We start from the raw sequence: 23,509 nt of genomic DNA on the forward strand, positions 1-23,509 counted from the left end.
CGTGCTGCCGTTCGACTTGCATGTGTACGTGCTGCCGTTCGACTTGCATGTGTAAGGCATGCCGCCAGCGTTCAATCTGAGCCAGGATCAAACTCTTCAGTTTAATCTCTGTTACTTTGCCGTTTTACCGGCACCGCTATTGCTAGCGGGTCGCTCACTTCAAAAACAACTGACAGGCCACTACTTGCGTAGCGTCCTATTTCATTTATTTCTTCGTGAACATTTGATATTTTAAGTTTGACGCTGCTTGCGCAGCGCTGCACTTACATCAAATGCCCACACTTATCGACTGTTAATTGTTAAAGAACGGTATTCGGTACTGCTTATTTACTGCACTCGCGCTATCGACAAAGCGTTGTGTTTGTCAGCTGCGAAGAAGGAAGAGTATGAAGCAATTTGCTACGTCCGTCAACTCCTTCTTTTTTCTCACTTTACGCTGCATGTGCATGCGTCGTTCAGCGAGGGGGCGAATTATAGCCAAGCGCCAGCGGCTACGCAAGGGGCTTTTATGGCAGCACGAACGACTTCACCAAAGTCAATTCGCCGGCTGCCCGCATCGGCACCTGGAAGCTCTGCAGCTTTTCACGCGGCGTGCCTTCGTTGGTAATGACCGACAGGCGCGCCACCGTCAGCACCGAGGTGTTCTCGCCGCTGCCGTAGTAGTTCACGTAGACGTGATAGTTGCCCTTCAGGGGCGCCGCACTGGAAAAGATCTCCGGGCCATAGCCGGTGGTCACATCCACGTCCAGCGCGCCGCCGTCTTTCAGCACGCGATTGCCGTACCAGGCGTGGCCGCCGTCCGGCGTGACCACGTGCAGATCGAGGTCGGTGCCCGCGCTGTCCCACGACAGCACGATGCGCAGGCGCGCCTGCGTCTTGCCCTGGTAGCTGTCGATAAACTGGGTGCGCGCGCGGCTTTTACCGTCGGGCGAGCGCACTTCCACGCTGTTCGAACCGCTGCCGAAGCCATAGGGCCGGGCGTAGGCGCCGTTTTCGCCCACTTCCATCGGCATCGCCACGCCGTTGACCACCAGCGTGGCCGGCTTGCCCTTCACGGCGCCCGCGATGCGCCCGCGTATCTGCGCCGTTTCGCTCTGGCCCGGCTGCAGGTTGACCGAGGCGGCAGGGTAATTGACCGCTTGCGTATATTCCTCTTGCGCGCCGGCCGAATTGCGCCAGCCGCCCTTGGGCGCATCGATGGTGACCTGGGCCTGCGCCCACAGTGGCAATAGCAGCAAGGAAATCGGCAGTATCTTCATTATCTCGATCTTAATACTTGAAAGTCTTGACCAGCGTAAGCTCGCCGATACCGCGCAAGGGCACGACAAACTCCTCGCGCCGCTCGCGCGCCGTGTTTTCATTGAATACCAGGGTGATGCGGCTGGTAATGACGGGCCGCTGGCGCGTTTTTTCGTCGAAGTGATAACCGTCGCCACTGAAATTGCCCCAGTAATTGATCCACACCTGGTACAGCCCGCGCATGGGCGAGGTCATCATGAAGTTTTCCGGCCCAGGCCCGTCGACGGTGTCGGCGTCAAGCCCGCCTCCATTGGTCAGGGTCGGATGCGACCAGAATGCATGCTGGCCATCGGGCGTGACCACATGCAGGTCGACCTCGGCCTGGCTGTCGTCCCATGCGGCGATAATCCGTATCATGGGCTGCGGCCGGCTGCGGTCCGCTTCGTAGAACTGCACCCGCTTGACCGGCTTGCCGTCCGGCGAGCGGATCTCGATGCTGTTCGAGCCGGAACCGAAGGAATAGGCGCGCGCATAGCGGCCGTCATCGTCCGTGTACAGCGGGGTCGGATTGCCATTGACCACCAGCTTGTGGACGGGCCGGGTTTTGCCTGCTTTTTCCAGCTCGCCGCGGATCATGCGCCGGCCACTCTGCGCGCCGCGATCGATCAGCGAATAAGGATAGTTGACCGCCAGCTCATCGGACTTATCAGTCAAACCCGCGCGGTTCCAGCCCCCGATGGGCGTGCTCATGCTCTTGTCGGCGGCCTGCACGCAAGGCCCGGCCAGCACCATCGCGGCAGCCATCAGCACGCAGCCCTTCATATCGCCTCCAGGTTCAGGTCGACCAGCCGGCGCGCCAGCTGTTCCACGTAATCTTCATCCTGGCCGCGCGGATGATTGCGCAGGCCAAGGTGCAGGTATTCATGGGCCAGGGTGATGCGGTCCTCGCGCGTGGCCAAGGGCCGCATGTAGATGCGGTTGCGCGACTGCTCGGAATACGGCGCGCCGCTTTGCAGGGCGCACACCAGCGGCGCCTGCGCCGGCGCCTCGTAGCCGGCCTCGCGCTGCAGCACGCGCCGCCAGCGCGGCAGGGAGCGCGCCAGCCAGTCCTCGTTCTGCGCCAGGCGCTGGCAGCGCGCGCCGGTATTGCCAAAGGTGCTCAGCGCGCCGCCCGGGTAGGCCGCCGCCAGCAATTCATCATATTGCTTGCCCTGTTTGGCCTGGCGCACCGCTTCGCTCCACGCCATCGTGCCCTCGGACGGCGTGGTGCTGTGATAGCGCACGGTGACGCCATCGACGATCAATTGATCGGTCCAGCGCGCGATCGCCAGCGCAGCCGGCGTGGCGGAGCTGGGGCTGACGCGCTGGGTGGCGCTGCTGTCGGCGATCTGCTGGCAGCCCGCCACCATCACCGCGTTCTGCTGCAGATAGGTGCGCGCGGCAATCGCCAATGCCTTGGCCGCTTCCGGTTCATTCGCATTGGCTTCGCGGTCAAGCACGCGCGCCACGTAGTCATTGACGCCGAAGCGGCCGCGCAATTGCGGACGGCCGCCCTTGTCTTGCACCAGCATCAGTTCGCCATTGCTGCGCAAGGCCAGGTTCTGGCCATTTTCAAAGCGCACATGGTAGCGGCCATTGAGCGGGCCGGGTGCGGCGATACCGCGCTCGCCGCGCACGGCGCGGATCGGATAACGCTTGAAGTAATCGACCACCACGCAGCCGCCATCGTCGGCCGCGCCGACCGGCGGCAGGCTGGCGGCCAGCTTGGGCGCCCACTGTTCGAACACATTGCTGCTGCCGCCCGCGCCGCCAAACCAGATCGGGGTGCCGTCGGCCAGCCAGCCTGCCGCGCCGCCGATACGCCCACCCGCCTGATGCCAGGAGTAAGTCTTGACGCGCAGCTGGCTGCCGAACCAGCGGGCCGTGCCGGCGCCGCGCCCGACACGCCCATCGAGCACCACCCGCAGCAGCGCCGCTTCGGCATCCTGGCGGCTGGCGGCCGGGATGCTGCCCAGCGCGCGCAGCAGGCTGTCGAGTTTGACCATGCGCCCTGGCGCCAGTTGTGCCGTGTCGGCCAGCCAGGCAAACTCACCCGCCGGTGCGGCCCCCAGGCGGCCGGTCCAGTATTTGCGCCACGGCGCGTTTGCAATCATCAGGCGTTTGGGCGAGAAAAACAGGCCACAGGACTGCGCCAGCGCCGCGTCGTGGCCGATGCTCTGGCCGGCATCGCAGCAATACACTTCTTCAGGGTCGCGGCCGCCGCAGCGGTAGTCCGGCATCGCCACCTTGGTATCGCTCGCATACACATACACGAACAGCTTCCACAGGCTGGCCAGCGGCACTTGCCGCGTACCGTCGAACGATGGCGGCGGCGGCCCGCCCTGGCGCAGCTGGCGCACTTCCACTTTGCCGTCGCGCCACCAGGCCACGTCCAGCGAAGCCGCCCAGGCAGGCGCGGCCAGCAAGGTGGCAAGCATCAAGGCTGGACGTGCAAAGCCCATCACTCGACCTTCAGCGCACGCGTGTTCTTGCCGCCGCCCTCGAAGGCCTTCTGTTCCGGCTGGTACATGCGGTAGAAGCGCGCCGGCGGCAGCACGTAGCTGCCCTTCTGCGCAAAGCGGATCAGATGGCGCACGGTGACGTCGCCTTCCAACGGCTCGACCGGCACGGCGTAGCCGTCGCGGCGCTCCGTATGGCGCGCGCGTTCCAGCGCGGCCGGCTTGTCGCCCGCCATCACCATGCCCCAGGTGGTCGATTCGACCATCGCGCCCGGCGGCAGCGCCACTTCCAGCAGCCCGAAACGGTGTTTCGTGCCCGGCGCCGCTTTCAGGGTGATTTCATCGAGATACAGCGCGTCCGTGCTGATGGTCTCGCCCGGCTTGACCAGCTCCGTCGTGTAGCCGCCCTTGCCCGCCTTCATGCGCAGGATGCGACGTTCGACGGTGACCGGCAAGGTCTGCGTTTCGGCGGCATGGCTGTCGTACTGCACCACGGCCACCGTGCCGGCCGGCGTCGGGGTCGATGCAGCGAGGCGCAGTTTGTCAGGCAGCCCCTTGGCATCGGTCCAGCGCCATAACGGCTGGCCACTGCGGCTGTCGCGCTTTTGCCATGCGCCGTCCAGGGTGATGGCCGGCCCTTTGCCAAACGCCACGCCACCCAGTTTCTTCTGCACCCACATCAAGGTCATCGCGCGGTCCAGGGTCGGCATCTCGGCGCGCACGCTGGCCAGCACCGCCTCGGCCTGGGTAGCCGGCACTTCGCCGGCCAGCATCAGCAAGGCCTGCGCCACCGGCGCTTTGGATTCACGCAAGACCTGCACCGCGCTGGCCACTTGCAGCTGCAGCGAGTGCGGCAAGGCGACGCCGTTCTGGGCGGCGACAAGCGCCACCAGCCCAAAGCTCATCGCCTGCGCCTCGCGGTCAGCGGCGCCGCCGAGCAGCAGGCTGCCGCTGTCGCCAGGCTGGCGCGGCTTGCCGCCCAGGGTAGCGATGGCGCTGTCGTCGACCAGGCCCGAGGCCAGCGTCTGCGTCGGCAGGCCCATCTCGTGCGCCATCCACAGCACCAGCGCGCGGTCGCCCAGCGGGTCCTTCAAGCCGCTTTCGCTGTAGACGGCCAGCAGCTTGTTCCAGTGCTCGGCCGGCAGCTCGATGCGCAGCGCGCGCGCGGCGTACCAGTCGGCGTAATAGGCATACGCCGTCATCAAGGCATTGTCGGCGGTGGCATTGCCCCACCAGCCGAAGACGGCTTTCGGGCCGGCCATCGACACCAGCCGCAAACGCTGCGCGGTCAGCGTCGCCTGCAGCCGTTCATACGGCGCGCCGGCGTCCGGCCCCAGGCTTTGGGTGGCCAGCGCCAGCGGAATCAAGCGGCTGGCCGTCTGCTCGACGCAGCCATACGGATAGTCGATCAGATCGTCGGCGATGCGCGCGAACTGGCTGGCCGCGCCCTGAGCGAACGAGACGCGGAGATTGCGCGCGTCGGCCGGCAGCTTGAGGGCAATCTCACCGGTGGAGCCATCGAGCGGCAGCACCAGCGTGCGCGGGCTGCTCCAGGCGGCAGGCAAGGTTTGCATGGCGGTATCGAGCGCGTCGACCAGCTTGCCATTCTGTTTCAGTTCCAGGCGCAGCGGCCCGCTGCCGGCCGCCAGCGGGAATTCGACATAGTTGACGCCGGGCTTGGCGGACAGCTTTTCCGTCTTCGCTTGCGTGCCGACTGCGCCGCCGGAGAGGACGACGTCGAGCGCCTGCTCCTTGCCGCTCTGGTTGAACACGGCCACCGAGGCGCGCGGCGCGTCGCCGGCGCGCATCCAGTCGGGCGCCGTCCATTTGGCATAGAAGTTTTTATCGGACCGCACATAGCCGGTGCGCTGGCCCACGCGCCCCTGCTCATCCATGGCGCGGCCGGTAATGCGCCAGCGGGTCAGCGCGTCGGGCATGGTGAAGCTTACGCGCGCCATGCCATTGGCGTCGGTCTTCAGCGATGGCGCCCAGTAGGCTGTATCGATATTGTCGCGGCGCGGACGTTCGAGCACCTTGACGCCGCGCTCATTGTAGTTGTGGCGCGCGGGCGCGCCGGCCGTGCGGCCCTGCGCCATGTCGTAGCTGATGAAGGACAGGCTGGCCGTGGTGCGCACGTTGTTGCGGCGCGGATGGTAGAAGAAGTCGCCGATGTCCGGCGCGATTTCCGGCTGCAGCACATAGATCATCTCATCGACCACGCCCAGCGCCAGCATCGTGCTCACAGGCTTGCCATCGAGAGTCGCCCTGACGTCCAGCGTGACCTTCTCGCCGGGCTGGTAGACCTCCTTGTCGCTCTTGAACTGCAGCGCGATGCGCGGCTCGATCACTTGCAGGCCGGCGTTCTCGAAGACGAAGTCGCCATTGCGCGTGTACGCCACCGAGAACGTCATGTTCGGGCCATGCTCTTCTTTTACCGGGATGCACACTCTCCACTGCCGCGGCGCCACGCGCTTGGCCTGATACCAATCGGCGGCGCCGGCCATCAGGCCATGGTGTTCGACCTTGTCGCGCTCGAGCGTCAGCAGGGCCTGGTCCACCTTGTCGGAGAAGGTGATCAAGGCCTCGGCGGTGTCGCCGGGACGATAGCGGGCGCGGTCCAGCACGATCTCGATGCTGCCCGGCGTCGTCTGCACGCCGTCACCCGACACCCAGTGGCTGGCGGCGGCCAGCAGGTTGCCGCGTTCGTCGCGCAGCGCCAGCTGATACGAACCGGAGGCAGGGAATGTCACGTCCCAGCCCTTGGCGTTGGGATCGAAAGCACCGTCGGTCTTGCTCTGTTTTTCCAGCTGCACCATCTCCCAGCGCACCGGCCTGGCCGCGCCCTGGCCATCGGCCAGCAAGTCGAAATGCACGTTTTGTCCGGGATCGGAAAACTGGCGCGCGGCCTTCAACTGATAGGTGGTGATCGAGCGTTCGATCATCAGCTCGCGCGTCGCCTTGACGCGGTAGGCCGCGCCATCGGTCGCCAGCACGGTCAATATATAGCGCGAGGGATCGGCGGCGGGCGGCAAGCTGAAGTCCACATTGCCGCTGCCGTCGCTCGTCACTTCCTCGGTCTTCAAGGCCACCGGGAACAGGCCGCTGTAACGCAGCTCGCCTTCGACCATGGTGTTTTGCTGGCCACGCAGCGAGAGGGTCATTTTCGCGTTTTTCACCGGCTTGCCATCCGGGTAGCGCAGCGCAATGCTGCCCTTGACCGCCTCGCCCGTCTTGAATTCCGGTTTCGAAGGCTGGACGTTGATTTCAAAGTGCGGCTTGACGTATTCGGCCACGCGGAAGGCCGCGCCATATACGCCGCCCTTGTACGTGAATCGCAGCTCATAGCCGCCGGCCGTCGCTTCCGTCGGCAGGCGGAAACGCGTGTCGGCGCCCGTGTCGGCGGACAGCTGCAGCGTTTGCGTCAGCAGCGGCGTGCCGTTCGGATTGAGCACGCTCAAGCTGATCGGCGCGGCGCTTGCTGCCTGCGACGCGCGCGCGGAGGTGAACTCGCGTCCCAAAAACTTGACGTTGACCTCGTCGCCGGGGCGGTACAGGGGGCGGTCCGTCACCGCATAAATCTTGGTGTTGTAGATCTCGCTGTCGTAGTAAAAATTCTCGGACACGAACACGCCGCCGGCGCCGTCCTGGCCCAGCACATACGTGTGCTCCGGGCTGCCGCGCTCGAGCGAGGCCACGCCATCGGCACCGGTGGTCGCCGACTGCAGCACGCCGGTGCCGTCGGTCCACGCCACGCTGGCGCCGGCCACGGCGGCGCTGGTATCGCGCCGCGCCGTCCACACCAGCATCTGGCCGGACGAGACCTTGGTGACGGCCACCGTGTCCGACACGAACACCAGGGTGGTGGCGCGGTGCTCGCCGATGATCGCTTCAACCAAGTAGAGGCCCGGCTTGCGCTTGCCCAGCGGGATCATCACGTTGCCGGCGCCGGCGACGATGAAGTCGCTGCTCGATCCATCGAGTTTCACGCCTTTGGGCGGCGTGATGGCCTTGGCCTGCCAGATCGGATAGCGGAAGCTGTCGACCAGCTCCATGCCCTTGATCGGATTGTACTGCGGATGATTGGCGAACACGGTGCGCCGGCGGATCGCGTCATTGGTCGCCAGCTGCGGCTGTTCCTTGGTGACGGCCAGGCGCGCGTCGCCGGAAAACAGCTTGCGCCACGCCAGGCGCGACTGCTTCCACCAGCTGTCCCATAAAAAGCTGAGGGTATTGGCCAAACCCTCGCCCTGGTAATTGCCCTCGACCTGGATGCGGTGCAGATTGCGCTGCTTTTTCAAAAACTCCATCGGTTCGGGCACGCGGTAGACCACGATGTCGGCGCCCGAATACGCTTCCAGGTTCATGCGCCCCATGTCGCGGCCCGGCACTTCCAGGCGCACGCGCGCCTCGTCATTGCTTCCGTAACTGGCGTCGGACAGCAAAAAGAAGGGCTCGCCCTTGAAAGTGCTGTAGTTGCTCGGTTCGCGCTGCTGCGCGGAGGCGCCGCCCATGAGGACCAAGGCCAGCAGGCTGGCAAAGAACAGCTTCATGACAAAAATTGGCCTCATGATAAAAACGCCAGCCGGAATACCCCGGCGAAATTCGGATTGTTGACCACAGGTTGCCACCGCGTGTCCTTCCAGCTCGTGAGTTCTTTGATATCGACGGTCCGCAGACCATTGTCGTCAGGGGTGACGGTACCGGTGTGGTAGGCGATGCGCGCTCCCATCCAGACCATCAGATGCTGTTCGTCGCCCTGGTCGAAAAACAGCAGGTCGCCGGGCAGTGCCTGGCTGATTTCGCGGGCGACAAAGCGGCTGTTGTGCTGCACCAGCGCCAGCGCCGTGACGAAGTGGCCGACCTTGCCATCCGTCTGCACCCAGCGGTTGCGCAAGGCTGCCTGGTTCGCATCGAGTTCCAGTTCGGGCGGCAATCGCCGGTCGGTGGCGATGCCGTTCGCATGCAGCCATTTCGCGTCATGCACGGTGAGCGCTTCGTTGACGGCAAAGCGCACCAGGCCGGCGCAATCGCGGTGCGTCCAGCGCGGCGACGGTCCCCGTTCGATCTGCGCGTTGACGATGCGCAGCATCCAGGCCTGGAAGGCGCGGCTCTGGGCTTGCGACAGCTGTACTTGTCCCCCGGCGGCCGCGCGCAGGGCCCAGGCCTTGGGTGCGGCGACAGCAGCGACGCACACCGCCAGCGCAGCGCGCCGTCCATGCGACACCGTCATCGCGCCGTCTCCTGCCATTCCAGCGTTTCCCATGACGTGCCGCTGGCTGGCTGCCGCTTGAGCAGCATGCGCAGCGGCGGATATTTTTTCAAGGCGTCCAGGCGCGGCACCAGGTGCTCGTTGGCGGCTGCGCGCAAGACCGGTTCGTTATTCGCCGGCAGGGTATCGAAGGCTTCCAGCTGGATCAGCTTTGCCAGCGATGCCGGCGCGATCAGGCCGATGGTGTGCGCGCCATCCGGCAGCAAGTCGCTCGCGGCCGGCGCCTGCTTGCGGCGCACGGCCAGCACCTGGTCGACCAGCTTGCCGTCGGCCGAGAAGACAACGGTATTGCCTGCCACGGCCAACGCCGGCTTGGACTGGCCCAGGGCCGTGGCGACGCTGCGCTCCCAGCGAACGAACTCACCTTTGCCATCCTTGCCGGTGGTCTTGCGCACGGGGTCCTTGCCGCCGATGGCCGCCGCGAACAGGCTGCCATAGACAGCGTCGTCGCCTGCCTGCGCACTGCGCGTGGCGACAAACACGGGCGTATGCAGGCGCGAAGTGCCGTACCAGCAGGCGGCGGCGGGGCCTTGCAAGTGCCCGGCCAGCGACACCACCGGCTCCGATGTCTTGTCGCCCAGGCGCTTGAGCACGGGCTGCAGCGCGGCCCAGTCCACTGGCACGCTGAAGCAGGCGCTCGGGTTGTGCGGCAGCTGCGGCCACAGGGCGCTGCTGTCGTAGCCGCTATTTTTCAGCTTGTCGGCATTGAGCAGCACCTTCGACTGCCAGGCGCCTTTTTGAAAATCGAAACGCAGCGCTTCGAGCGCGCCGAAGAAGGGCTGGTAGCCGAACGACAGGAAGTCCGCCTTGACGGCGATGCTGTGGCCCTCGGGCGCGGCTGGGTCGAGATGGAATTGCGCATGAAAGACGTTTTGTTTGGCCGGCTCCGGCGCCAGCAGGCTGGCCACGGTTTTCTCGGCCGTGCCATCGCCATGCTTGCCGTCGCTGCCGCCATACAGCATACCGGGATGGGACAGGATGACCAGGCGCTGGCCGTGCGCGGCAAACAGCAAGGTGCGCTGGTAGGCGTAGTTGAGCGCATACACGGGCACCTGGCCGCCATCGACGCGCAAACTGCCGGCCACGCGCATCTGCGTATCCTTCAAGGCGATCTTGCCTGCTTCTTCCAACAAACGCGTGAGCTGGCTGCGCGAGACGGCGATGGCGAAATGCTTGAGCGAGCCGTCGGCGTCGCGCCACAGGGCCACTTCCGCCGGCTGGTCCAGCACCATGCGCAACAGCTGGTCGCCCCAGCCCAATTCATGCTCATAGGCGATGCGGCGCAAGCTGCCCTTGAGGCCCAGCCGGTCTTCGCTCTGCTCGTAATAGAACAGGAAATCCTCGCGCAGCACGTCGCGCGCCAGCGGCACCGTCAGCAGGTCGCGCGGCAAGGCCGACAGGCTTTTCGTGCGGACCAGCGCGTCGGGCCGCGACAAGTCCAGCTTCAGGCCGTTGACCGGCCCCAGCGCGCCCCAGCCGAAGACCCGGTAGCCGACCAGCGCGGCGGCTACCACGGCCACGCCGGCCAGCGTCCCGAGCAGGACTTTTTTCGTGAGTACTTTTTTCGCCAGCACCGTGTATCCCTTTTGCTTGCCGAAGCATTGACAAGTTAGTAATTATTGCAAATGGTAACATGGCATGGGCGGCCGCAGCGCACCGCTGACGCGACAGCGTAAAATAGCGGTTTCGCCGATTCAAACGCCTCTCATGACCATCCTGCTCTCCACCCTGAACGCCCGCTATACCCACGCCTCGCTGGGATTGCGCTATCTGCTGGCCAATATGGGCCCGCTGCAGGCGCAGACGCGGCTGCAAGAATTCGTCATCGGCACGAAAACCACGGAACTGGTCGAACGCATCCTCGTCAACAAGCCCCGTATCATCGGTTTTGGCGTGTATATCTGGAACGTCGAGGAAACCACCAAGCTGGTGGCCATGCTCAAGCGCGTGGCGCCCGAAATCATCATCGTGCTGGGCGGGCCGGAAGTGTCGCATGAGGCGGGCGAGCAGGAAATCGTCAGGCTGGCCGACTACCTGATCACGGGCTGGGGCGACGTCACCTTCCCCAAGCTGTGCGGCGAGATCCTCAACGGGCCGAAGCCGCTGATGAAAATCCATGCGGGCGTGCAGGCGCCGCTGGCGGAACTGCAGCTGCCCTACTCCTTGTATACAGACGACGATATCCGCCACCGCACGATTTACGTGGAAGCGTCGCGCGGCTGTCCGTTCAAGTGCGAATTCTGCCTGTCGGCGCTGGACAAGACGGCCTGGCCCTTCGCGCTGGAGAATTTCCTGGCCGAGATGGAGTCCCTGCATGCGCGCGGTGCGCGCCTGTTCAAGTTCGTCGACCGCACCTTCAACCTGAACATCAAGACCAGTTTGAAGATCATGCAGTTCTTCTTAGATAAGATCGAGGCCAATCCGGACGACCCGATCTACGCCCACTTCGAACTGGTGCCCGACCACCTGCCCGACGCCTTGAAAGAAGGCATCAGCAAATTCCCGCCCGGTGCGCTGCAATTCGAGATCGGCATCCAGAGTTTCAATCCCGAAGTGCAATCGCTGGTCAGCCGCAAGCAGGACAATCAAAAGGCGGCCGACAACATCCGCTGGCTGTGCGAGGAATCGAACGCCCACTTGCATGTGGACTTGATCGCCGGCTTGCCGGGCGAGGATGAAGCGAGCTTCGCGGCCGGCTTCAACAAGCTGGTGGCTTTGAAACCGCATGAAATCCAGTTCGGCATCTTGAAGCGGCTGCGCGGCACGCCCATCATCCGCCACACGGAAAACTATGGCATGGTGTTCGACCCGCACCCGCCGTACACCATCCTGGCGAACAAGCAGCTCGACTTCATGAGCATGCAGCGCCTCGTGCGCTTTGCCCGCTACTGGGACCTGGTCGCCAATTCGGGCCGCTTTGCCAATACCGTGCAATGGATGCTCGGCGATGCGCCGTTTGAAAATTTCATGGATTTTTCGAACTGGCTGTACGCCCATACGGACGCCACCCACCGCATCGCCATGGAGCGCCTGGCCAAGCTGGTGGCGCAATGGCTGCAGACACGCGGCATGAGCGCGGTCGAGGCCAATGCCCTCGTGGCCAGCGACTATGCGGGCGGCGCACAGGCCAACGGGCATGCCAAACCAGCCGAAGTGAGTACTGGCAACGCCAAGGTGCGTCCGGACGTCGCCCTGCCGCAGCGGCAGGCGCGCCACCTGGCATCGTAGGGTGCGCCAGGAAACATAGACGCATGAACAGCGGTGGCGGTCTGCGCCATTCTCCCTTAAACTGGCACGATGCCGACTGTCCAATCGCCGAAACTGACCCTCTCCCAGACCAGCTCCCAACAGGGAGCCCTTGTCACTGCCAGCGGCACCTGGCAGGTGCACGCGCTGGCGCATGAGAATGCCATCAAGGCCATCGAGGCCCAGCTCAAGCCCCTGCAGGGCGATGCCAAGGTGCAGTGGGACCTGTCGGCCATCGACAGCATGGACCATATCGGCGCCCAGCTGTTCTGGAATGCCTGGGGCAAGCAGCGCCCCGCGCAACTGACCCTGGCGCCGGCGCAGGAAGAATTTTTCCGGCGCATCGAAGAGACGGGGCCGCTGCAAACGCCGCCCTCGCGCGCCAACCGCCTCACGCCCGTGATGAAACTGGGCATGGCCATTTTGCTGTTTTTCGAGCATTTGAAGGGGTTTATCGCCCTCGTGGGCCAGGTGACGCAGGATATCGGCCGCTTCGCGCGCCATCCGATGCGCGGGCCGTGGCGTGAAATTTCCGCCAATATCTTCCATGCGGGCTTCCAGGCGCTGGGCATCACGGCCCTGGTCGGCTTTCTGATCGGCGTCGTGCTGTCCTATCTGTCGGCGCAGCAACTGCGCGCCTTTGGCGGCGATATTTACCTGGTCAACCTGCTGGGCATGAGCGTCATCCGCGAACTGGGGCCCTTATTGGCCGCCATCCTGGTGGCCGGCCGCTCCGGCTCGTCCATCACGGCCCAGCTGGGCGTCATGCGTGTCACGGAAGAGCTCGACGCCATGCTGGTGATGGGCATTTCGCACGGTTTCCGCCTGATCATGCCGAAAGTGCTGGCCCTGGCCATTTCCATGCCCCTGCTCGTCATCTGGACGGATACGGCCGCGCTGATCGGCGGCATGGTGGCGGCCAAGGTGGAATTGAATCTGTCGGCGCGCTACTTCATCCAGAAGCTGCCCGATGCCGTACCGCTGGCCAACTACATGATCGGCCTGGGCAAGGGCGCCATCTTCGGCATGCTGATCGCCCTCGTCTCCTGCCACTTCGGCCTGCGCATCAAGGCGAATACGGAAAGCCTGGGGCGCGGCACCACCACCGCCGTCGTCACGGCCATTACCGTCGTGATCCTGGCCGACGCCGTGTTCGCCATCGTCTTCAATGGAGTGGGCTACTGATGGCGAACGACAACGACATCGCCTGCAAGGCGAGCGAGGGCCAGGACGGCCAGTTCAACCTGCACGGCAGCGCGCCCGTGGTGGAAATCACCAATCTGTGGACCAAATTCGGCCGCACGGTCGTGCACCAGGACTTGAACCTGGAAATCGAGCGGGGCGAAATCCTCTCCATCGTGGGCGGCTCCGGCACGGGCAAGACGGTGCTGCTGCGCCAGATGCTGGGCCTGGAACATCCGGCGCGCGGATGCGTCAAAGTCTTTGGCGAAGATATCAACAAGGCAAGTTCGGACCAGTTGCAGCAGTTGCGCAACCACTGGGGCATGCTGTTCCAGCAAGGCGCCCTGTATTCCGCGCTGACCGTGTTCGACAATGTGGCCCAGCCCATGCGCGAATTGCGCGTGCTGCCCGAAGCGCTGGTGCACGACGCGGTATTATTAAAGATGAACATGGTGGGCCTGGGCCCGGAACATGCGCTGAAAATGCCGTCGGACTTGTCTGGCGGCATGATCAAGCGCGTGGCCCTGGCGCGTGCGCTGGCGCTGGAGCCGAAGCTGCTGTTCCTCGACGAACCGACGGCGGGCCTGGACCCGGACCTGTCGGAAAGTTTTGTCTCTTTGATCCAGTCGCTGCACCGCGAGCTGGGCTTGACGGTCGTCATGGTCACGCATGATCTCGACACTTTGTTCGCCCTGTCCACGCGCATCGCCGTGCTGGCGGAAAAACACGTGATCGCCATCGGCCCCACGCGCGAGGTGATCGAAGTGGACCACCCGTTCATCAAGCAATTTTTCCTCGGCGACCGCGGCAAGCGCGCGCTGGCCGTCCTCGATGAAAAACAGGCGGCGGCAAGCAATGCGGCGCAGCCAGGCGACGACGCCGGCACAGACACGAAAGCGGAGAAGTAATGGAAAACAGATCACATGCCCTGATGACGGGATTTTTTACACTGACCCTGCTGGTGGCCGCCATTCTGTTCGGCGTCTGGTTCAACCGCGACCGCGTGGAAAGAGTCCCGTATTTGCTTGCCACCACCCTGTCCGTGCCGGGCCTGAACCCGCAGGCCACCGTGCGCTACCGGGGCCTGGAAGTGGGCAAGGTCGACGCCATCGACTTCGACACGCAAAAGGCGGGGCAAATCCTCGTGCACATCAGTGTGGCGCCCGACACCCCCGTCACGAATACCACCTTTGCCACGCTCGGCTACCAGGGCGTGACGGGCATCGCCTACATCCAGCTCGACGATGAGCACGTGGGTTCGACATTGCTGGGCACCAGCAAGGACAAGCCGTCGCTGATTCCCCTGCGCGCGGGCTTGCTCGACCAGCTGGAAAAACGGGGCAAGCGCATCCTCGACCAGGCCGAGCAGATCACCAATAAAGTAAATAATTTGCTCAGCCCCGACAACCAGGCGGCCATGCTGGGCGCCTTCAATGAAGTCGGCAAGGCGGCCAAGGCCTTCGGCGCCATTCCGCGGCAGTTGGAACCGACCCTGACGCAATTGCCGCAACTGACGGAACAAACGCGGCAAACCCTGACGGCCGTCAGCACGGCCAGCAAGAACGTGTCGGACCTGACGGTCACGTGGAAAAAGCTCGGTAACGACATCCAGGCGCCCGGCGGCGTGCTCGACAAGGTCAATGGCACGGTCGACCGGGTCGGCAATTCCGTGGAAACGGTGGCCAATGGCGTCTCGCTGGAAGTCTTGCCGCAGGTAATCGAGCTGAGCGGCGAAGCGCGGTCCTCGATGCGCGCCCTGAAAACCACCATGAGCACGCTCAATGAACAGCCGCAGAGCATCTTGTTCGGCGCCCCAGACATCCCGCCCGGCCCGGGCGAGCCCGGTTTTTCGGCACCGGGCAAATAAGGAGAACACCGCATGCCTATTCCTCGTCATCTCAGCGCACTCATCGTCGCCGGCGCTTTCCTGCTGGGCGGCTGCGCCAGCCGCGGCCCTGTCCCGACTTTCTATGATTTCGGCCCGGCCGCGCCGCAGGCGGCGGCAGCCCCTGCGGCTGCGCCAGCCGTGCCCGTGCTGGTGATCGCCGACGCCAACGGTCCTTCGTGGCTGGACAGCCAGCGCATGTATTACCGCTTGCTCTACGCCGATGCGCAGCAATCGCGGCCGTACGCCTACAACCGCTGGAACACGCCGCCGCTGCAACTGCTGAGCCAGCGCCTGAAAACGCGCGTGGCGCAAAGCGGCGTGAAAGTGCTGTCGACCACGGACGCGGCCGCCGGCATCCCGCTGCTGCGCATCGACGTCGACGATTTTTCACAAGCGTTTGACACGCAGACGCAAAGCAGCGGCCATGTGTCGCTGCGCGCCTCGCTGTTCCGCGGCCACCGCCTGATTGACCAGAAAACCTTCAGCCGCAGCGGTCCGGCCGGAAGCGCCGACGCGCAAGGCGGCGCGCAGGCGCTGGCGGCGGCATCGGATGCCATCGCCGCCGACCTGCTCGCCTGGCTGGGCACGCTGAATATCCCGAAAGAATGACCGACCCCGCACCCTCCGCCAGCCCGGCGGCGCCGCTGCCGCCCGTCCGTTCCTCGCCCGTCTCGCGCGCGACCCTGCTCGCCTACGTCTTCCTGATCGTCTACGCGAGCTGGTTTCCGTTCACGGGCTGGCACAGCAATGGCCTGTCGCCGCTGACCTTCCTGGAAAACACGCGCATGCCCCGTTACTGGACGGGCTTCGATGTCGGCGTGAATATCGTCGGCTACATCCCGCTCGGCGCCTTGATCGTGTATTCGCTGTTTCCAAGGATCACGGGTTTCTTTGCCGTCATCGTTGCCAGCCTGTGCGGCATGTTGATTTCCGGCAGCATGGAAGCCGTGCAAACCTATCTGCCCAGCCGCGTCTCGTCGAATCTCGATTTCTATACGAATGCGGCCGGCTGCTGCATCGGTTCCATCATCGGCGCCCTGACGGCGCGCAAGCTGCTCGATCACAGCCATTTGTACCGCTTGCGCCAGCGCTGGTTTGCCCAGCACGCCAGCCAGGGCCTGGTGCTGGTGGCCCTATGGCCGCTGGCGCAGATTTATCCGCAGGGCTATCTGTTCGGCCTGGGCCAGCTGCTGCCCATCCTGTCGGACTGGCTGTCGCAGCTGGCGGGCGTCGACATCGACCTGGCCACGTATCTGCGTCCCGACGTGATCTTAACGGTTGAGCAATATTGGCTTTCAGAAACAATCATCACGGCTTGCGGCATGACGGGCGCCGTGCTCACCTTGCTATGCCTGCTACGCCGCGCCGCGCCGCGCGCCACCCTGATGCTGACCCTGATCGCCGCCGCCTTGGCCGTGCGTTCGATGGCCAGCGCGCTGCTGTTTTCACCGCAAAACGCCTTCGTCTGGATCACGCCGGGCGCCCAGGGCGGCTTCTTGATCGGCCTGATCATGCTGGGCGGCCTGGCCTTCGCCCCCCACGTGGCGCAGCGCCGCATCGCGGCCGCCACCTTGCTGCTGAGTCTGGTGATGGTGAACACGACGCCGATCAACCCGTATTTCATGTCAACCTTGCAAGGCTGGGTGCAGGGCAAGTTCCTCAACTTCAATGGCGCGGCGCAATTTCTCGCCTTGCTGTGGCCCTTCATGGCCCTGTGGTTCCTGTGCCTGCCCTCGCACCGCCTGAACCGGCAGGATGACGTGCAGCGCCAGCGTCGCGAAGACCACCCATAAGCGTTATCATGGCGCATTGATGATTCAGCAGGAGCATAGTATGAGCGACGCACCGTATTTTGAACGCCACGTTTTTTTCTGCATGAACAAACGTGAAGATGGCCGCAACAGCTGCGGCGACCATGGCGCGGAAGCGGCGCAAAAGCATTGCAAGCGCCGCATCAAGGAGCTCGACATGAATGGCGCGGGCAAGATCCGCATCAACCAGGCCGGCTGCATGGACCGCTGCGAGGAAGGCCCGCTGCTGGTGATCTACCCGGAAGCGACCTGGTACACCTATGTCGACACCAGCGACATCGATGAAATCATCGATACGCACCTGGTGGGCGGCAAGGTTGTCGAACGCCTCAAGATTTAATGCCAATTTAAGAGATAGCCACCAGTATGAGCATCATGAACAGAAACTCGGAAAAATTTACCCTCGCCGGCCATGCAGGCAGCATGGAAGGCTTGCTCGATTTCCCGGCAGACACCCCGCGCGGCATCGCCCTCGTTGCCCATCCGCATCCGCTGTATGGCGGCACGATGGACAACAAGGTCACGCAAACCCTGGCGCGCGCGTTTGTCGCCCTCGGTTACGTGGTGGCGCGCATCAACTTCCGCGGCGTCGGTGCTTCCGAAGGCGTGCATGACCATGGCGCGGGCGAGACGGACGACATGCAATTGCTGTATGAACACATGGTCGGCCTGTACCCGGGCTTGCCCGTGGCCTTGTCCGGTTTCTCGTTCGGCACCTTCGTGCAATCGAAACTGCAGGAACGCCTGGCCGCCGCCGGCACGCCAGCCGAGCGCCTGGCGCTGATCGGCAGTGCGGCCGGCAAGTGGGCCATGGCCGACATTCCGGCCGACACCATTTTGATCCACGGCGAACTGGACGACACGATCCCCCTGTCCGCCGTCTTCGACTGGGCCCGTCCACAAGACATTCCCGTCATCGTGATCCCCGGCGCCGACCACTTTTTCCACCGCAAGCTCAACCACATCAAGAACCTCGTGATTGCGCTGTGGCATGGTGACAAACCCGCAATCGCAGCAGATGATCATTGAAGTGTGGGCTTACTAGCGCCTCCACGGCTATAATTGATCCGTTTTTTCCACGCGGCCACGTACGCAGCAACTGCGTGGCCCTCAGCCTTCATCTTTTTCGCAGACCAGCCTCCATGAAAAAACTTTTAGCGGCACTGGCCTCCAGTGTACTTTTCCTATCCGCCGCCTACGCGCAAACCGTTCCAGCCCCGACCATCGCCGCCAAGTCCTGGCTGCTGCTCGACGCCACCAGTGGCCAGATCATTGCCTCGCAAGATCCTGACGCGCGCATCGAGCCGGCCTCGTTGACCAAGATCATGACGGCCTACCTGACGTTTGCCGCCATCCGCGAAAAGAAACTGGCGCTGGACCAAAAAGTAAACGTGTCCGTGCGCGCATGGAAAGTCGATTCGAGCAGCTCGAAGATGTTCATCGATCCGGCCACGCCAGTATCGATCGACGACTTGCTGCACGGCCTGATGATTCAATCGGGTAACGACGCCGCCGTGGCGCTGGCAGAAGCTGTCGCCGGCGATGAAGGCACGTTCGTCGTGCTGATGAACCGCGAAGCCCAGCGCATGGGGTTGAAAAACACGCGTTTTGCCAATCCGCATGGCTTGCCTAGCCCTGATAACTATTCCACGGCGCAAGACTTGTCCGTGCTGGCCAAGCGCGTGATCGCCGACTATCCGGAATTCTACAAAATCGATTCGATCAAAAGTTTTACCTACAACAAGATTACCCAGCCTAACCGCAACCGCCTGCTGTGGCTGGACCCAACCGTCGATGGCATGAAGACGGGCCACACGGAAGCGGCCGGCTATTGCATGATCGCCTCGGCCCGCCGTCCTGGCGGCACCGGCGAGCGCCGCCTGATCTCCGTGGTGCTGGGCACCTCGTCCGACCAGGCCCGCACGCAGGAAAGCCAGAAGCTGCTGAACTGGGGCTTCCAGAACTTCGATACGGTCAAGCTGTACTCGAAGGGACAGGCCGTGGCCACGCCGGAAGTGTGGAAAGGCTCGAAAGGCACCGTGAAAATCGGTTTCGCCCGCGATGTGCTCGTTACCGTACCAAAAGGCACGGCTGCCAAGATGAAACCTGTGCTGGAGCGCAAGGACCCGCTGGTCGCCCCGCTGGCTGAAAACGCCCCTGTCGGCAAGCTGAAAATGATGGTCGACGACAAGGTCCTGCTGGAACTGCCTGTCGTGGCGCTGGAACCGATCAACCAGGCCACGATCTTCGGCCGCGCCTGGGATTCGATGCGCCTGTGGATGAAATAAGCATTTATTGTCTCCCATAAAAAATGCCCGCAGCGCTGCGGGCATTTTTTTCGTCCAGCCACTTTACTTCAGCGGCGCATCCTTCAGGTGCGGCTGGCGCGCCACAGGCGGGAAAGTGCCGTGGCGCCCTGCCGCAAACGTCGCTTCCGTCTGCGACGCCTGCACCGGCACGGAAACCTTGCGCACCTTGGCCACCTGCGCCGCCGTCACGGGCGCGCCGCGGTTGCCCCAGCTGGTCTGAATAAACGTCACCACCTGCGCCGTTTGCTCGTCATTGAAAATGTCGGCATACGGCGCCATCGTCAGCGCCGACGGCGCCGTGCGCGTGGCCGGCACGGCGCCGCCCGACAGCACGATGTTGATGGCCGACGTAGGATCGTTGGTCTGCAGCACGGCGTTACCGGCCAGCGCAGGGAAAGCCTTGTCGTAGCCCTTGCCGTCGGAACGGTGGCAACCGGCGCAGCGGTCCAGGTACAACTGCGCGCCGGTGGAGTTGACGATGCCGCTGAACAATTGCTTGCCCAGCTTGTCGTCGGCCACGAACGCGGGCGTGGCCGGGTTCGACGGCGGCAGGGATTTCAGGTATTTCGCCATCGCTGCCAGGTCGCCATCCGTCATGTGCTGCATGGAATGGGCCACCACGTCGTTCATGGCGCCGAACGATGCCGTATGGCTGTTGCGCCCCGTCTTCAGGAATTCGGCGATCTGCGCCGCGCTCCAGCGCGCCAGTCCGCCGCCATGTTCATTGCGCAGCGATGGCACGGACCAGCCGTCGATCACGCCGCCGCCCGCCAGGAAGGTGGTATTGCCCTCGTCCGTCAGCGATTTTTCCTGCATGCCCACGCCGCGCGCCGTGTGACAGGCGCCGCAGTGGCCCAGGCCCTGCACCAGATAGGCGCCGCGCAGCAATTGCGCGTCGCCCGTGGCGGGAGTCTTGTAGGGTTGCGGCGTGGGGGCAAAGGCCCAGCGCCAGATGGTGAGCGGGAACCGCATCGACAGCGGCCATGGAATGTCGGCCGCCTTGTTCGGCGTCGGGTCCGCTTTGACGCCATGCATGAAATAGGCGTACAGCGCCTGCATGTCCGCCTCGCTCAGGCGCGAATACGACGGATACGGCATGGCCGGATACACGGTGTAGCCGTGCTTGGTCACGCCGGTGCGCATCAGCTTGTCGAAATCGGCAAAGCTCCAGTCGCCGATACCGGCCTTCTTGTCGGGCGTGATGTTGGTGGAATATACCTTGCCGATCGGCGTTTCCATGCCCAGGCCGCCCGCGAACGGTTTACCCTTCGTGCCGGCCGTATGGCAGGCGATGCAGTCGCCGGCGCGGGCCAGGTATTCGCCCTGGCGTATCAGCTGGGCGTTCGGAGTGGCGGCAGCGGCCGTGGCAGAGCAGGCGGCGCCGGAGGCGAGCGCCAGCAGCAGCGCGCCCACGGTATGGGTGAATGTGTTGTTCATCTTCTTGTTCTTCATCAGGCGACCAGGGGACGGGGATCTTTCAGGTATTGCTCGCGGATGGCCTTGGCCGACCAGTAGGTCAGCGCGCAAGCGAGGCCCGTCGGGTTGTAGCCTATGCCGACCGGGAACACGCTGGAGCCGACGGCAAACACGTTGTGCACATCCCAGCTTTGCAGGTAGCGGTTGACGACGCTGGTCTTGCGGTCCGCGCCCATGGCCGTGCCGCCCGCCCAGTGCGTGGTCTGGTAGTTGCGCAAGTCGAGGTGGTCGCCCACGTTCTTGACGGACACCTTGATCGATTCCGGCTGCATGGCTTCGGCCACCTTCATCATCTTGTCGGTGACGAAACGGCTCATCTTGATGTCGTTTTCCTTCCAGTCGAAGGTAAAGCGCAGCAATTGCTGGCCATACTTGTCCGTATAGGTCGGATCGAGGTCGACATAGCAGTCGCGGTAAGTCATGTTGGCGCCGTGGCAATCGAACGAGACCGTGTTCAAATAGCTCTTCTTGACGGCCTTTTTCCAGGCAGCACCCCAGGCGGGCGTGCCGTCCGGCGTGGCGATGCCGGAAATGGGCTTGGAGCCGGCCGGGTTGCACCAGGCGGGCGAGCCGCCGACAAAGCCCAGCGGGCCATGGTCGAAATTGTCGCCATTCCAGTCATCGAGCGCGACACCGGTGCCGCCGGCGCCGATGAAGGGGTTCGTGTTCGTGTCTTCCTTGAAGAAAGTCTGGATGGTCGACATCATCTGGTAAGCGATATTGCGCCCCACCACACCCTCGTTGCTGACGGGGTCGTATGGCTTGCCGATGCCAGACAGCAGGAACAGGTGCGCATTGTTGTAGGCAAAGGCACTCGCGATGACCAGGTCGGCCGGTTGCTCGACGGCCTTGCCGTCCGCATTGATATAGGTCACGCCCGTGGCGCGTTTTTTACTGCCGTCGAGGTTGATGCGCACGACGTTGCAATTGGCGCGCAATTCGAAATTGGCCACCATGCGCAGGGCCGGCATGATGTTGACGTTGGGCGAGGCCTTGGAATAGTTGTAGCAGGCGTAGCCGGAGCAGAAGCCGCAGAAGTTACATGGCCCCATCTGGCAGCCATACGGGTTCGTGTACGGGCCGGACGCGTTCGACGAGGCGTTGACGAACGGGTGGTAGCCGACGGCCTTGGCCGCGCGGCGGAACAGCTCGGCCGTGTACGGCACTTTTTGCGGCGCCAGCGCGTAATTGTCGGAGCGGTCGCCCTCGAACACATTGCCGTCGCCGACGACGATGCCGTTGACTTTATACGCCTGGCCGGAGGTGCCGAAGACTTTCTCGACGAAATCGAAGTGCGGCTCCAGTTCGGCGTAGGTGACGCCAAAGTCCTGGATCGTCATGCCTTCGGGGATGAATTTCTTGCCGTAGCGGCGTTCGTAGTGGCTGCGGATTTGCAGCTCTTCCGGCAGCACGCGCCAGTGCATGCCCGACCAGTGCAAGCCCGCGCCGCCCACGCCCGTGCCCGGCTTGAACGCGCCGATCTGGCGGTACGGCACGGCCACGCCCGTGATGCTGTGGCGGAAGGTGAACGTGCTCTTCGACATATCCTGGAACAGCTTGCTGCGCTGGATATAGGTCAGCTCGTCGAGGGTCTTCGGATAGGCGCCGTCGGGATAGGTGTCGCGGTATTCACCGCGTTCCAGCGCCACCACGTTCAGGCCCGCTTCCGTCAATTCCTTGGCCATGATGGCGCCGGTCCAGCCGAAGCCGACAATGACGGCATCGACAGGCTTCATTTTTACATCGGGTTTGATATCACTCATGATGGTTTTTCTTTTTCTTTGATCTGCTACGAATAACTGAAAAGGTTCAGGGCAAGGCGCATTGCCGCAGGCAGTACGCTAGTACGACCAGGCAGTGCAACGCCGCCATGGACGTTTTCAGGCGATGGATACCGGCGGCAACGGGTATTTCTTGCCGTACTGCTCCACCCAGTCCATGTAGTCGGCGCGCGCGCCGGGGAAACCCACCATCTTCCAGGCCTGCATGTCCTTGTTACCGCCGTGCACGGGGTCGCAAAAATAGCCTTCGCGCGTGTTTTGCAGCAGCTGGTTGAAAAAGACTTTGGCCGGTACTTCGCCGATGTCCAGGCTGCCCTTTTGCAATTGCGTGATGACGGCGTCGCGCTCGGCCGCGTTCAGCTGGACGAAAGGCTTGCCGGACTGCTTGTGCACGGCCGCGTTGACGCCGGCCAGGGCGCTCTTGTACAGCTCGCGCGGCGCCATGTGGAACTGGTAGCCGAACTGTTCGCTCGAGGGCAGGAACGGCCCTTGCATGTACCACAGCGCGCCATACGCGTAAGGCGTGTTCATCTGCAAATCGATGAATTCATGCGCGCCCGCTTCCAGCGCGCCCGGCCCTTCGCCATCGGCGGGGATCAGCCGGTCGACCAGTGCCGTCAGGGTGGCCCACTCGGTGGCGTCGAAAAAGCGCGGTTTGTAGGCAGGCTGGTCCTTGGAGACGGCCATGGCCAGGCCGCCGCCGGCGCCGGCCAGCAAGGCCACGGCAGGCGCGGCGCCGACGGCCTTGCGCAAGAAGTTGCGCCGGTGGGGCGAAATCCCGATGATTTTCATAGCTTGTCCTCAGGCGGC

The 23,509-nt window shown here is 63.8% G+C and carries 18 protein-coding genes and 1 rRNA gene; 9 read left to right on the forward strand and 10 right to left on the reverse strand.

Features of this window, described 5'->3' with window-relative positions; translation table 11 throughout:
* From CBW66_RS29290 to CBW66_RS22700, 7 genes are all read right to left on the reverse strand, one after another.
* Positions 1-103: ribosomal RNA gene (locus CBW66_RS29290) — 16S ribosomal RNA — on the reverse strand; the annotation flags it as partial.
* A 403-nt stretch (positions 104-506) separates the two neighbouring features.
* Positions 507-1,259, reverse strand: a complete 753-nt coding sequence (locus tag CBW66_RS22675; RefSeq protein WP_086139340.1) for a YfaP family protein — start codon at positions 1,257-1,259, stop codon at positions 507-509.
* 10 nt (positions 1,260-1,269) lie between these two features.
* On the reverse strand, positions 1,270-2,061 hold the full coding sequence (locus tag CBW66_RS22680; protein WP_086139341.1) for a YfaP family protein: 792 nt from the start codon (positions 2,059-2,061) through the stop codon (positions 1,270-1,272).
* On the reverse strand, positions 2,058-3,740 hold the full coding sequence (locus CBW66_RS22685; protein ID WP_086153672.1) for a DUF2300 domain-containing protein: 1,683 nt from the start codon (positions 3,738-3,740) through the stop codon (positions 2,058-2,060). Before CBW66_RS22685 ends, CBW66_RS22680 begins: the two co-directional genes overlap by 4 nt.
* Positions 3,740-8,305, reverse strand: a complete 4,566-nt coding sequence (locus CBW66_RS22690) for an alpha-2-macroglobulin (protein ID WP_086139343.1) — start codon at positions 8,303-8,305, stop codon at positions 3,740-3,742. Before CBW66_RS22690 ends, CBW66_RS22685 begins: the two co-directional genes overlap by 1 nt.
* Positions 8,302-8,967 carry a DUF1175 family protein gene (locus CBW66_RS22695; protein ID WP_230492365.1) on the reverse strand — a complete coding sequence of 222 codons (666 nt, stop codon included), beginning with the start codon at positions 8,965-8,967 and terminating at the stop codon, positions 8,302-8,304. Before CBW66_RS22695 ends, CBW66_RS22690 begins: the two co-directional genes overlap by 4 nt.
* Positions 8,964-10,580 (reverse strand): DUF2138 family protein, encoded by a 1,617-nt coding sequence (locus tag CBW66_RS22700; protein ID WP_086139345.1) that lies wholly within the window; start codon positions 10,578-10,580, stop codon positions 8,964-8,966. The genes CBW66_RS22695 and CBW66_RS22700 overlap by 4 nt, the downstream gene beginning before the upstream one ends.
* 133 nt (positions 10,581-10,713) lie before the next feature.
* On the opposite strand from CBW66_RS22700, the gene CBW66_RS22705 reads away from it, so the two are divergent.
* From CBW66_RS22705 to CBW66_RS22745, 9 genes are all read left to right on the forward strand, one after another.
* The gene (locus tag CBW66_RS22705; RefSeq protein ID WP_086139346.1) at positions 10,714-12,234 is read left to right on the forward strand and encodes a B12-binding domain-containing radical SAM protein; all 1,521 of its coding nucleotides are present in this window, start codon (positions 10,714-10,716) and stop codon (positions 12,232-12,234) included.
* A gap of 69 nt (positions 12,235-12,303) precedes the next feature.
* Positions 12,304-13,437, forward strand: coding sequence for an ABC transporter permease (locus tag CBW66_RS22710; protein WP_086139347.1), 1,134 nt, complete (start codon positions 12,304-12,306; stop codon positions 13,435-13,437).
* Positions 13,437-14,342 (forward strand): ABC transporter ATP-binding protein, encoded by a 906-nt coding sequence (locus CBW66_RS22715; RefSeq protein WP_139841715.1) that lies wholly within the window; start codon positions 13,437-13,439, stop codon positions 14,340-14,342. Before CBW66_RS22710 ends, CBW66_RS22715 begins: the two co-directional genes overlap by 1 nt.
* Positions 14,342-15,301 carry an MlaD family protein gene (locus CBW66_RS22720; protein ID WP_086139348.1) on the forward strand — a complete coding sequence of 320 codons (960 nt, stop codon included), beginning with the start codon at positions 14,342-14,344 and terminating at the stop codon, positions 15,299-15,301. The genes CBW66_RS22715 and CBW66_RS22720 overlap by 1 nt, the downstream gene beginning before the upstream one ends.
* Before the next feature lie 12 nt (positions 15,302-15,313).
* Positions 15,314-15,931 (forward strand): ABC-type transport auxiliary lipoprotein family protein, encoded by a 618-nt coding sequence (locus CBW66_RS22725; protein ID WP_086139349.1) that lies wholly within the window; start codon positions 15,314-15,316, stop codon positions 15,929-15,931.
* On the forward strand, positions 15,928-17,115 hold the full coding sequence (locus CBW66_RS22730) for a VanZ family protein (RefSeq protein WP_086139350.1): 1,188 nt from the start codon (positions 15,928-15,930) through the stop codon (positions 17,113-17,115). The genes CBW66_RS22725 and CBW66_RS22730 overlap by 4 nt, the downstream gene beginning before the upstream one ends.
* Positions 17,116-17,155: 40 nt before the next feature.
* The gene (locus CBW66_RS22735) at positions 17,156-17,473 is read left to right on the forward strand and encodes a ferredoxin (RefSeq protein WP_070310269.1); all 318 of its coding nucleotides are present in this window, start codon (positions 17,156-17,158) and stop codon (positions 17,471-17,473) included.
* 35 nt (positions 17,474-17,508) lie between these two features.
* Positions 17,509-18,162: an alpha/beta hydrolase gene (locus CBW66_RS22740; RefSeq protein ID WP_070291993.1), complete on the forward strand. Its 654-nt coding sequence runs from the start codon at positions 17,509-17,511 to the stop codon at positions 18,160-18,162.
* Positions 18,163-18,275: 113 nt separating this feature from the next.
* On the forward strand, positions 18,276-19,421 hold the full coding sequence (locus CBW66_RS22745) for a D-alanyl-D-alanine carboxypeptidase family protein (protein WP_086139351.1): 1,146 nt from the start codon (positions 18,276-18,278) through the stop codon (positions 19,419-19,421).
* Positions 19,422-19,484: 63 nt separating this feature from the next.
* On the opposite strand, the gene CBW66_RS22750 is transcribed toward CBW66_RS22745, so the two are convergent.
* From CBW66_RS22750 to CBW66_RS22760, 3 genes are all read right to left on the reverse strand, one after another.
* On the reverse strand, positions 19,485-20,879 hold the full coding sequence (locus CBW66_RS22750; RefSeq protein WP_170932944.1) for a cytochrome c: 1,395 nt from the start codon (positions 20,877-20,879) through the stop codon (positions 19,485-19,487).
* A 14-nt stretch (positions 20,880-20,893) separates the two neighbouring features.
* Positions 20,894-22,681: a GMC family oxidoreductase gene (locus CBW66_RS22755; protein WP_230492364.1), complete on the reverse strand. Its 1,788-nt coding sequence runs from the start codon at positions 22,679-22,681 to the stop codon at positions 20,894-20,896.
* 117 nt (positions 22,682-22,798) lie between these two features.
* Positions 22,799-23,491: a gluconate 2-dehydrogenase subunit 3 family protein gene (locus CBW66_RS22760; protein WP_086139354.1), complete on the reverse strand. Its 693-nt coding sequence runs from the start codon at positions 23,489-23,491 to the stop codon at positions 22,799-22,801.
* Positions 23,492-23,509 lie beyond the last annotated feature (18 nt).

The sequence above is a fragment of the Janthinobacterium sp. GW456P genome (assembly GCF_002127655.1).
GTDB lineage: Bacteria > Pseudomonadota > Gammaproteobacteria > Burkholderiales > Burkholderiaceae_D > Janthinobacterium.